Source organism: Chamaesiphon sp. OTE_75_metabat_556, from assembly GCF_031378165.1.
Classification (GTDB): Bacteria; Cyanobacteriota; Cyanobacteriia; order Cyanobacteriales; family Chamaesiphonaceae; genus Chamaesiphon.
Genome location: NZ_JANNDR010000291.1, coordinates 1 through 10,846 on the forward strand (window position 1 = coordinate 1; position 10,846 = coordinate 10,846).

12 protein-coding genes are annotated in these 10,846 nt (G+C 44.6%); 3 read left to right on the top strand and 9 right to left on the bottom strand.

The window, feature by feature from the left end; all coding sequences use genetic code 11:
• The 4 genes from RMO27_RS11640 to RMO27_RS11655 all read right to left on the bottom strand — a co-directional run.
• Positions 1–242: peptidogalycan biosysnthesis protein (locus tag RMO27_RS11640; protein WP_309732557.1), on the bottom strand; the 242-nt coding region annotated here is incomplete at its 3' end.
• A 161-nt stretch (positions 243–403) separates the two neighbouring features.
• The gene (locus RMO27_RS11645; protein ID WP_309732559.1) at positions 404–1,189 is read right to left on the bottom strand and encodes a DUF1868 domain-containing protein; all 786 of its coding nucleotides are present in this window, start codon (positions 1,187–1,189) and stop codon (positions 404–406) included.
• Positions 1,190–1,590: 401 nt separating this feature from the next.
• Positions 1,591–2,745, bottom strand: coding sequence for an alanine racemase (gene alr, locus RMO27_RS11650; protein ID WP_309732561.1), 1,155 nt, complete (start codon positions 2,743–2,745; stop codon positions 1,591–1,593).
• A gap of 109 nt (positions 2,746–2,854) precedes the next feature.
• Positions 2,855–3,910 (bottom strand): hypothetical protein, encoded by a 1,056-nt coding sequence (locus RMO27_RS11655; protein ID WP_309732564.1) that lies wholly within the window; start codon positions 3,908–3,910, stop codon positions 2,855–2,857.
• A 7-nt stretch (positions 3,911–3,917) separates the two neighbouring features.
• Here RMO27_RS11655 and RMO27_RS11660 point away from each other — a divergent pair, with 7 nt between their 5' ends.
• On the top strand, positions 3,918–4,181 hold the full coding sequence (locus tag RMO27_RS11660) for a hypothetical protein (protein ID WP_309732566.1): 264 nt from the start codon (positions 3,918–3,920) through the stop codon (positions 4,179–4,181).
• A gap of 22 nt (positions 4,182–4,203) precedes the next feature.
• On the opposite strand, the gene RMO27_RS11665 is transcribed toward RMO27_RS11660, so the two are convergent.
• On the bottom strand, positions 4,204–5,454 hold the full coding sequence (locus RMO27_RS11665; RefSeq protein ID WP_309732568.1) for a DUF2252 family protein: 1,251 nt from the start codon (positions 5,452–5,454) through the stop codon (positions 4,204–4,206).
• A gap of 156 nt (positions 5,455–5,610) precedes the next feature.
• Here RMO27_RS11665 and coaE point away from each other — a divergent pair, with 156 nt between their 5' ends.
• Positions 5,611–6,195, top strand: a complete 585-nt coding sequence (coaE, locus tag RMO27_RS11670; RefSeq protein ID WP_309732569.1) for a dephospho-CoA kinase — start codon at positions 5,611–5,613, stop codon at positions 6,193–6,195.
• Here coaE and RMO27_RS11675 read toward each other — a convergent pair.
• The 4 genes from RMO27_RS11675 to RMO27_RS11690 all read right to left on the bottom strand — a co-directional run bounded on the left by RMO27_RS11675 (position 6,192) and on the right by RMO27_RS11690 (position 9,601).
• Positions 6,192–7,250 carry a WG repeat-containing protein gene (locus RMO27_RS11675; RefSeq protein ID WP_309732571.1) on the bottom strand — a complete coding sequence of 353 codons (1,059 nt, stop codon included), beginning with the start codon at positions 7,248–7,250 and terminating at the stop codon, positions 6,192–6,194. The two genes, coaE and RMO27_RS11675, sit on opposite strands and share 4 nt — an antisense overlap.
• 11 nt (positions 7,251–7,261) lie before the next feature.
• Positions 7,262–7,930, bottom strand: coding sequence for a WG repeat-containing protein (locus RMO27_RS11680; RefSeq protein WP_309732573.1), 669 nt, complete (start codon positions 7,928–7,930; stop codon positions 7,262–7,264).
• Positions 7,931–7,977: 47 nt separating this feature from the next.
• The gene (locus RMO27_RS11685; RefSeq protein WP_309732575.1) at positions 7,978–9,051 is read right to left on the bottom strand and encodes a WG repeat-containing protein; all 1,074 of its coding nucleotides are present in this window, start codon (positions 9,049–9,051) and stop codon (positions 7,978–7,980) included.
• A gap of 214 nt (positions 9,052–9,265) precedes the next feature.
• Complete coding sequence (locus tag RMO27_RS11690; protein WP_309732577.1) at positions 9,266–9,601, bottom strand: 30S ribosomal protein PSRP-3; 336 nt, start codon at positions 9,599–9,601, stop codon at positions 9,266–9,268.
• Positions 9,602–9,814: 213 nt separating this feature from the next.
• Here RMO27_RS11690 and RMO27_RS11695 point away from each other — a divergent pair, with 213 nt between their 5' ends.
• Positions 9,815–10,618 carry a TIGR01548 family HAD-type hydrolase gene (locus tag RMO27_RS11695; RefSeq protein ID WP_309732578.1) on the top strand — a complete coding sequence of 268 codons (804 nt, stop codon included), beginning with the start codon at positions 9,815–9,817 and terminating at the stop codon, positions 10,616–10,618.
• Positions 10,619–10,846: the final 228 nt, after the last annotated feature.

Genomic DNA, 10,846 nt, shown 5'->3' on the forward strand with positions numbered 1-10,846 from the left:
CCATAACTGTGTCCCTTAACATATAACGGCGCAGCCCCAACTAAAGATTGCCCTTTCCAGACTGTCAAATGATTTGGCAACCACCCCGTTTCGGCAGTGACACTGCCAGAAGTCTCCAAATTATGCAACCATTCCCATTCCAAGAATGGTGTCTTTAAGGTTACAGCTAGCGCATCCCAATCTACTTGGGGAATGTCTGCTAAGTGATTGAACCAGCGGATCTGATACGACGATAGAGACATTATTAATTAGCTGTGGTTGGGCACCTATATATTCTATCGAAACCGCACTAGTCTGGCATCTGTAGCCATTTATTGCCAACAAGCAGCGGTTTAAAAGCTCCCATCAAAAAACGATAGCCGAAATAGCTATCGTTTTTTAGTTATTTCGAGTCAATAACTACCTACAAATTGACGATCGGAAAGTGTGGCTCTCTGGCGTAAGTGTACATATCGGCAAACTTCCGCAATTGACCGTGTGCCAACACGATCTCCTGCGGATTGTCCAACCAGTGCATATTGTATGCTTGCAAAGTATCACTCAGTCGTGCGCGATCGATCTCCTGATGAACGTTGGCAAAATAGGCTAATGTCGTGTGAGCGGTAAAGTAATATTGCTGCTCGATTCCGAGCGAAATCAAATTGGAATTTTGATAAATCGCTCGTCGGAACGCAATAATCCGATCGTAACTATACTCATCCTTGGGCACCAAGCTCACTTCGATCGCTCGGGGTCTGACTGTCAACCCCATAATTTGCCACCGAATGGGTGCGGGATCGACGACCGAGTTTTGATAGATCTGGAAACTATCCGCAATGCGCTCGACTAATTTGCTCTCAAAATCTGGGTTGGCAGCAATTGCCGTCCGATAAGCACTATCCCAAATCAAGTCGGCGAGGGTAAAGTGAAAACTAGCTGGATCTACTAACACCAATAAATCCGGTTCCAATTTCTCGACGAGCTTTTGCTGACATGCCGCCAAAGCCTTGAAGACTTCATTGTTGCCAGGATCTTCGGCTCCTGGTGGCGTGATCGCTGAATAACCTGGAAAAGCTACTGGTTGACGCTTACCATCCGCTGCAAGCTTAAATTTAGGTGACTCTTGCAGATTTTTGACCTGAGATTCGTAGGTGGCGGGTAGCGTCATCTTTGCCACGCGATTGAGATAAGTGTGATAGGACTCGTCCACTCGCGATCGCCTCCTTGCCTTTGATATTTACTAACATTATGGAATGTCTTTTACCTAAATACACATACACTATTTTCTTCACTGACGATCGCATGTTTTTGCAATTGTTGACACTACAGGTCGGGATAGAAAGTAGATATAGTGTGGGGTTCATTCATAAGCTTAACACTTCACTCTCGCAATATTGTGACTTGAAAATATAAGTTTTGGGAGCGGGGAGTTGCGGCTCGCGCACGCCTTTGTTCCCCGACGGTTTGCGGCTGCGCGTTCGTCGGAGAACAAAGGCGGATTAGCGCACCAAGCAGCGACCCAAATCGCGCTGAGGCTCCCTCAGCGTGCGTTTGGGTCAAGACAGCGAGACAAGACAGGGAGTTGGTATTCTAAACTGATACCACCTAGTGTTAATTTGTGCTAATCCGTGGCAATCGTGGTTTGAAGCCACATAAGATTTCCCAGGAAATCGTCCCTAGCTCTTTTGCCCAGTCGTCGGCACCGATCTGGCTGGTGCCATCGGCACCTAAAATCGTCACGACTTCGCCCACCTGAAGATCGGGAATCTGGGTGACATCGAGCATCATTCGATCCATCGTAATCGTACCAATTTGGGGGACGAGCTGACCCCTGACGATCGCCTGCATTCGATCGGTCAAGCGGCGTGGCACTCCGTCAGCATAGCCAATTTCGGCGACGGCGATCTGGCAATCTCGATCGGCAATAAACCGATAACCATAGCTGACACCCGTGCCCGCCGTAATGTCTCTGACTTGGGTAATTCTGGCTTTGACACTCAGTACTGGCCGCAGATCGATCGCCGACTCAAACTGCGGTGCGGGATACAATCCATATAAAATCAGCCCCGGACGTACTAACTGGTAATGCAACCGCTTGCCGACCAGAATCCCTGCGGAATTAGCCAAATGCAATATGGGTAAGGTATATCCCGCTGCCTTAATTGCTGCGCTCGCTCGCTCGAATCGATCGATTTGCAGTTCCATTACCGTCGGATCGAGGTCGTCAGCAGTGGCGAGATGGGAGTATAAGCTGTCGATCGCCATCAACGGTAGAGAATCTACCTCTCGGTAAACAGCGACCGCCTCTTGCCAATTTGCCCCCAATCTCGACATCCCCGTATCTAGCTTGAGATGGACTTTCAAGGGTGTGCTGGGGACTAATTGGGCGATCGTTTTGGAAATAATTGTGGCTTGGGCGATCGTGTAAATCGTCGGTTGCAGATCCCATTGGACGATCGCGCGGATTTGGATCTCAGTATCGATCGCCCCGAACACCAAAATTGGTGCGACGATCCCTGCCGATCTCAGTTCGATACCTTCAGGCACTGTCGCTACTGCCAACCATTCGACACCGGCTGCGACAAGCGTGCGTGCGACCTCGATCGCACCATGTCCGTACGCATCGGCTTTGACGACGGCCATAATTTTGGTCGCGGGTGCCAATAAAGCTTGGATTTGGCGGACATTATGCCGCAATGCCGCACGATCGATTTCGACCCAAGCCCGCTGCCGTTCCCAATCCAGATCGATCGATTGACGATCCATAGCTCCTGCTCTCTGCGGTGGTTCCCAGTTACATCGATTATGATACTCGATCGGCTCATCGTTGCTCGATCGATATACTAAACACAAAACGCTCCTCCCAACTCCCAACTCACCGCTTAACGAGAATATATGCCTTGGTATATTCCGGTAATTTGCGTGTATGACTAGCAAAATCTGCCTTGGTATCAAATACCCCTGCCAAAAAATCCAACTGATGTAAATTGGGCAAAAATGCCCCACCAGTATCGGCAATAATCCCCATCCGTAACTGTGGTTTACCATCGATCGAGTTCTCTGTAACAACGATCCGACCCAAGCCAATATTCAATACATCACCAGCAAAAGTCACCCCTGGTTTGAGCGAAATTTTAGTCTCGATCGTTTGACCGAAGCCTTTGATATTATTGACAGGTTTAAAGTACCAATACCGCTTTTGCTCGGTTGGCTCTAAACCTTTAATGTAAGGAATATTATTATTGCGATCGACATTAAAGAATGCCGATTTGCCATCGGTGAATTTGATTAAAATCGTCCCTTCCATCAAGGCAGATTCCAAGCCTTCGCGATCGAGATAAGCTAATGGTTCTACCGCGCCAAATTCTTGACCTTTGGGTTCGTAGATATTTTTCAAGACATCTTGCTTGGTATATTTGAGCCGAATCGCATCGATGTCCATATCTGGTTTGAGTGCGTACAGTCCAGCATTAAACTCTTTGGTCGGTGTCCGCGAACCCCGATGGGTAAATACGGCATATTTAGTCATCCGTACCCGTTTCTCATCTGTTACTGTCGGATTGAACGCCGTCCATTGAATTGTTTTAAAATTGGCATTTAAAAACTTCGGATCGTGGAGACGGATCGATCGTTTAGCTTTGAGATCCTGTTGCAAAGTCAACACCATAAAATCCAGTGTTTTGACAATATCGACAACTTTCACTCCTTGCGTACCCAAAATCCCCTCGCGCTGAAGATCTGGGTCGCTATCTAAGCTATTTCTAAAATATTTACGCGTACTTTTTAAAACCACTAATAAATCTGCAGCATTGAACTTAACTTTACTATTAGGTAAACTTGCCGCCTTCAAAATATTCCGACTTTGAGCCATAAATTGGGGCTGCTTTAACTCATCAATGACTTGATAATCACCCGTTTGCGCTGGTACCAATGGCTTAATGCCAGTCGGTGGTAATGGAACAACCGTTGGAATTGCCGCAGATGTTGAAGGTGTTGCTGGAGCGGGACTACTTGCTGGTGCTGGTGAAATTCCTGGAAGCGGACTAACTGGCGGCAAAGAATTTGCAGGTGTTGAAGTAATAACTGGTGAAGGTGAAGCCGCAGGTACCGACGCTGTGGGATTAGTACGCGTACAAGCGGATAAAGCGATCGCGCTCATCCCGATTAATAATCTCAAATATTTCATGCTTAACTGTAAATAAAAACGATCGAATCGATCGATAATTAAAATATTGGATTGAGGTATGGAAAACCCTGAAAATCGCTTGTCGCCTTACAAAAATCTTGATAATCTACCCGCACTTGTCGCGCATAATTAGTGGCATAATTTAGTAGTTCTTGATGCCAATCTAAATTCTGCCCAAACTGGATCAGATCTCGATCGATTACCGCACCCATCTTACCACTGCTATGTAAATGTGCGAATGCCGCGATCTGACTGATCGTCTCGATTAATTTTTCTAGTTGATTTAGACTAATTTGATCGATTTTCAGCTCGATCTTATCCTGGGTTGGTTGCAGTTCTCTTAATAAATAGCTACCCCCATTAAAATCAATTGCTGCCAGTAAAGCAGGTGGTGCGGGTTGCACTAATTTTTGCACCTGCATCACCCTAGTTGCCTGATTTGTCCATTGCGGCTGCGGCTGGATCAGATGTGGAGCTAAGGCCGAAGGTAGTTGTTGTTTGAGATCTAGTAAATAGTTGCGTTCTGGCGAACCTTTACCCTCAACCAAAATCAGATAGCGATCGAGTCCTAATCCGCCCGTCCCAGCTACCCGAAACCCCACATCTAATACTTCAAAAAAATTCCGATCTTCGCGATCTCGCGCCCAATTCTCGATCGCTTGAGCAACTCTGTTTTTCTGCTGCTTGCTGATTTCCAGAATTTTGAGATCGTCAAATTTGAGTTGACGCCGATCTTTACTGAGAATGGTACGTTCTTCTAACAAATCTCGTCGCTTACGATGGCTCAAAGTTTCGAGCAAATCAGCAACTATTCCCCGTGCATTATCTTCACAAATTGCCCCAGTTTTACCAGCACTCAACATATTTACATAACTATTTAGACAAACTCTCATCAATTGATCGCCATCAGATCGATCGAATTCTAAACTATCGACTGCTAATAAGATACTAGTCAACAATCGAGCTATATCCCAAGTACAAGACGCGAGGTTCCCTTCATCAAAATCATCGATCCCAAAATAGATTTGGCGGTCATCGCTCTTGTAAGTTCCAAAATTTTCTAAATGTAAATCGCCACAAATCCATACGGGCGGAGCGAAACTAAAACTCGACTCGATCGGTAAATCTTGATAAAATAGATGGCATGTTCCTCGAAAAAATGCAAACGCATTCTTCCGCATCTTCCTGTATTTTTGAGATACGAGCTGTGGATCGCGTTGGCTGTTGAAAGATCGAATCATTTCCCAAACATCGCGATCGGCATTATCCACTAAATTTGCGATCGTCAAAATTACCTCCAAGTTGTATATATTCTAGTAACCGTATTTGTAAATGCAGCTAAATCATCGAGGTGGCAATCTTTATCTAAAATCTTGAACACACCATTGCTCGATCTAAAATAAATTACAATTTGCCATCAACTAGCAACTATCAATTAATCAAACATGCGTCTAATTGGCATTACTGGCGGCATTGGTACGGGTAAAAGTACCGTAACTAACTATTTACAGACCCGATATCACCTCCCGATTTGGGATGCAGATATCTATGCTAGAGAGGCTGTGGCCGTTGGTTCGCCGATTTTGGCTGCAATTAGTCAACGTTACGGTGATGATATTTTACAACCAGATGGGACACTCGATCGACCCCAGTTAGGCGAGATTATCTTCAACAAGCTCGAAGAACGTCAGTGGCTAGAAGCTCAAATCCATCCCTATGTGCGGGGTTGTTTCGATCGAGAGATTAGTCGCATCCCGTCAGATGCTACTGCCGTACTCGCAATTCCGCTACTATTTGAAGCAAAGCTGACTACTCTAGTTACGGAGATTTGGGTCGTTAGTTGCGATCTTGCTACTCAGATCGATCGAGTGATGCTGCGAGATCGCCTAGATGAGTCAGCCGCAAGACAACGCATTGCTAGCCAAATGCCGCTGTCAGCAAAAATTGCCTTGGCAGATGTTAATTTAGATAACTCGACAACTTTAGAGGATCTAGAACGACAGATCGACAGTAAAATTGCACTTACCTAAAATTCAAATACTAATTTGCCAGTGGTATCGATATAACCAAGGCGATCGCAAGCTTGACTGGTAGATTTACAGTTACTAGGGATGACAACCATCGCTAAACCGCGATCGAAATTAGGAGAAACATCAAAACAACGATCCGCATTGCATTTTGAAATGTGCCCTTCCTCAACTTTCCGCTTTCTCTCCTGATGATTAGGAGTATCATATCGAGCGGGGACAACTAATTTACCAGTTCGATCGATGTAGCCCAGGTTCTTACCGATGCTTACCCATGCTAATCCATTACTAAATTTAGCAGCAGCCTCATCAAACTTCAATGGAATGACTATTTTCCCGATTTTATCGATATACCCACACTTACTGGCCTTGCAGACACGCGCCCATCCGCGATCAAAATCACTAAAATTATCAAATTGTGGGGAAACGATAGTTTGTCCGAGATCGTTGATGTAGCCAACCAGATCGTTTATCTGAACCCAAGCCATACCTTCAACAAAACGAGGGGCAACCCGATCGAATTGGGCAGGTACGACAATCTTATTATTACGATCTTTGTAGCCATATTTATTGTTTTGCGCGAAAGCGATTGATTTATCGCTTTCACCCTGATTGGTTTCGCTTGCTGGAGCAGGAAGTGAGGTAGTTACTAATTTACCCGTTCGATCGATTTTATGTGTTTTATTTCCAATGATGACGTTAGCAAATCCATTCTTGAATTCAGAGGGAAAGCCCACATGAGGTGAAATCGCAAATTTACCAGTAGTGTCGATATACCCATATCGCTCACCGATACCGACACCTGCCAAACCTTCACTAAAATCATAAGCTCGATCAAATTTTGCCGGAATAACTATTTTCCCAGTTCGATCTATATACCCAAGCTTACCTTTCCGCCAAAATAAAAATCGCTCTGAATTCGGTGAGGGTGATAGACTTGTGGTCGGCAGATTAGGTGTAGATGCTTGCTGCATTACGGCAGCAGGTCTGCTACAGCTAGATAATGATAATATTGCCAAAAAACTCAAAATAATCAATCGATCGAACTTTAACTTCATCTGCCGCTTCCCTAAAACTTAAATACTAATTTGCCAGTAGTATCGATATAGCCATAACAATTCCGAGTCCACAAAATTCCACATCTCTCTGGCAAGATTACCGCCGCTAACCCGCCATGAAAATTAATTGAAGTCGCAGCATAACGATCGTTATTGCCACGGAAGACAATTGATAATTCTGAGACGTATTCGCCCATACCTCGATCTGGAATAGCATAGCGAGCAGGAATGACTAGTTCTCCAGCTTTATCCTCATAGCCGAGTAGATCTCTGACTAGTCGTGGCGATAGTCCATTACTAAATTTGGGCAGGCTACGCGGCTCTACGTCAGTTAGTGCCGAACTAGTTTCTGTTTTAACTACTTTTTTGCCCATCCGATCGATATACCCAGAACCATTAGATTTTTTGTCAATTGGACTTACTAATGCCAAACCCTCACTAAAATCCTCAGCCGATGTATACCGAGCCAGAATCACGATCTTGCCAGTCCGATCGATATAACCAAATTTATCATTCCGCATAAATAAGAAGCGATCGGTACCGATCGCTTCAGATCGACGTGGAGATGTAGAATTAGCATCGATTTCGCTGAATAAATTGGTTACTTGCGTTCCAATAATATTTAATAAACAGACTGCTAGGAAATTCACGATCGCCAATCGACAGAAACTTAACTTCATCTGCTGCTCTAAATCTACTTATCTAAAGATCTCCAACTACCGCTTACCTAAAACTCAAATACTAACTTGCCAGTGGTATCGATATAACCGGATCGATTGCAATTTTTCTTGCCGGCCTGTTTACATTCAGGGATCGCAACAATAGCTAAACCTCGATCAAAATCAGGATAAGCATCACTAAATTTAGTCCCATTCAGGCATGGTCTTGAATCATTGCAGACTCCTTTCCCGATGTCTGCTTTGCCATATCGAGCGGGGATAACTAATTTACCAGTTTTGTTGATATAGCCAAGTTTTTTACCAATGTTGACCCAAGCCAATCCATCATTGAATCTGTTAGCAACGAGATCGAACTGGAGCGGTACGACTATTTTGCCAGTCTTGTCGATGTAGCCACATTTTCTATTCAGGCAAACGGGCGCAAAGCCATCATTGAAACCACCTTGATCGAAGCCAAGAGTATCAAATTGTGCGGGTACGACAATCTTACCAGCCCGATCTTTATAGCCAACTTTATTATTTTCATCGAATGGGATCAATTGATCGCTTCCACCTGTCGTGGCTTCCTTCGCTGGATCGGGAGATGGTGTAGCGACTACTTTACCAGTCTTATCGATCGTAAACGATCGCTCTTGATTACCAGTATAGATATACGCCAACCCATGATCGAATCTACCATAAGTCTCAAGCTGAGCGGGAATAACGATTTTACCAATGGGATCCACAAATCCCCACTTCCCACCAATTTGTACGGCTCCTAAGCCTTCGTGAAAATTAATAGCTTGCTCAAATTTTAGGGGAATAACGATTTTCCCCATTGGGTCGATATACCCCCATTTATTATTAATGCTTACAGATGCTAATCCTTTACTAAAACCTTCGTCGATGCGATCGAATTTTGCCGGAATCACGATTTTACCAGTTCGATCGACGAACCCCAGCTTGCCATTTTTCCGAAATAAAAATCGATCTAAATTCTTTGAAGTTGCGGTCTTGACAGGGTCGGAACTAGAGCTAGATTGAGAAGAGAGGTTATTGCCACAGCTACTTAATGGCAAGATCGCTATTAAAATTAGGAGTGCTGGGATTACCGTCCTCAAGCTCAATTTTTTTATGCTCATACAACCATCCAAACTTACTCACAAAGATCGCCACGAGTAATTGATACAAGGCCAACGATCTTAATTTTGGAAAGGTTGCTAGATTTTAGAAAATGTCAAAATGCTAGTTGTCTCGATCTCAAGAGCCAGCTAGTCGGGTAATGGGGTAAATGCGCTAAAATACTCGATCTCCTGTGACAAACTCAGGACACCGCCCAATACCCAACTGATGGAGCTAGTTACTACCAGTGAAAATAATTTCGGGGAATTTAGCTTGAGCTTCAGGCAAGGGACGACCTTTGCCTTCTTCTTGCCAATAGTTGATTACTTCAGTAGCTTGGTTGAGGATACCCACGCGATCGACTTCGGCGATCCAGTGCTTGGCTTCTAACTCAGCTTTGAGCTGTTCCCACGCATCATTGCGCGGCCAGAAGAAATAAGCAGTGAGGGGACTCAATCCTTTGCCAACTACTTGATCTACTGCTAAGGCAACGTTCTCATCCAACCACAACACCTTTAAAATAAATTTGGATGTTGTTACTGGTAACGTTTCGGTAATGGTTTCGGTCATATTTGCTTACTAGGTTGGCACACAATCCATTATTGTACCATCTCTAATGTCGATCGAGACCTACCAATCTTTAAGCGATCGTCTATCGCCCGCATCAGCATCCGCTGGAGTGCGAGGATGCTGATGCGGGCGATTTGCAGCATTCAAAGTTCGGCAAACGACAGCTCGTGCGAATATGGTAAATTTTTAATTACTATACAGGTTCGGCCGAAAATGAGTGTGATCGTCGTCTTTGATATCGATGGAGTCATTCGGGACGTGGGACAATCCTATCGTCGCGCATTAGCAGATACAGTCGAGCAGTTTACCAATGGTGTATATCGGCCAACGGCAATCGATATTGACAATCTCAAAGGTGAAGGCAGCTGGAATAATGATTGGGAAGGCTCTCAGGAATTTATTTATCGCTATTTTGAGAGTCAAGGCCAAAATCGCGCTGAATTGAACCTAGATTACGAACGGATTGTTAGCTATTTTCAGAGCAAATATCGCGGGACAGATCCAGTCAATTGGAATGGGTATATCTGCAATGAACCACTCTTGGCAAATCTAGAATACTTTAACTCCCTCACTGCTGCCCAGATTAGCTGGGGCTTCTTTAGCGGTGCAACTAAAGGATCTGCTGGTTATATTTTGGAGCGCAGATTGGGTCTAAAAGAGCCAGTTTTGATCGCAATGGAAGATGCTCCAGGTAAACCAGATCCCCAGGGGCTATTTATGGTAGTAACTCAGTTAGAACTGCAACACAGACAGAGCGACTTAGTACCAACAATCTTCTATGTTGGTGACACCGTCGCAGATATGCACACAGTTGTAAATGCAAGAACCCAACAACCAGATCGACGGTCGATCGCAATTGGTGTATTACCACCTCACATTTTAGCCAAACCATCACAAGTGCCATCCTACAGCCAGAGCTTGATGCAAGCAGGTGCCGATCGGGTCATTGACAACATTGTGGAATTGACACCTACACTAATTAATGAAGTGTTATGTCTAGCCGATATTCAATTTTAATCCAAGGTACAGGAATCGAACCTGTCTAGAGCTTCCGCTCGCGGATTATGAGTCCATCAATTCCAGCTCTATCCAAATCTATTGCCAGATTCAAAGATCGCTAAAACCCAGCACCAGTAATCTTTAGCCACTTTCCTGATTTTATAGATTGTGCAAAAGTTGTAAAATTAGAAGAGTTTTATTAGGCACAGATTAGGCATGGGCTTTCAGGATGTAGACCGAGCGATC

What these genes read in the sequence shown, in the direction of transcription:
- alr (WP_309732561.1), bottom strand. Translation starts at nt 2,745, where the DNA reads ATGGATCGTCAATCGATCGATCTGGATTGGGAACGGCAGCGGGCTTGG.
- RMO27_RS11695 (WP_309732578.1), top strand. Translation starts at nt 9,815, where the DNA reads ATGAGTGTGATCGTCGTCTTTGATATCGATGGAGTCATTCGGGACGTG.
- RMO27_RS11685 (WP_309732575.1), bottom strand. Translation starts at nt 9,051, where the DNA reads ATGAGCATAAAAAAATTGAGCTTGAGGACGGTAATCCCAGCACTCCTA.
- RMO27_RS11675 (WP_309732571.1), bottom strand. Translation starts at nt 7,250, where the DNA reads ATGAAGTTAAAGTTCGATCGATTGATTATTTTGAGTTTTTTGGCAATA.
- coaE (WP_309732569.1), top strand. Translation starts at nt 5,611, where the DNA reads ATGCGTCTAATTGGCATTACTGGCGGCATTGGTACGGGTAAAAGTACC.
- RMO27_RS11660 (WP_309732566.1), top strand. Translation starts at nt 3,918, where the DNA reads ATGCCAGTCGGTGGTAATGGAACAACCGTTGGAATTGCCGCAGATGTT.
- RMO27_RS11690 (WP_309732577.1), bottom strand. Translation starts at nt 9,601, where the DNA reads ATGACCGAAACCATTACCGAAACGTTACCAGTAACAACATCCAAATTT.
- RMO27_RS11680 (WP_309732573.1), bottom strand. Translation starts at nt 7,930, where the DNA reads ATGAAGTTAAGTTTCTGTCGATTGGCGATCGTGAATTTCCTAGCAGTC.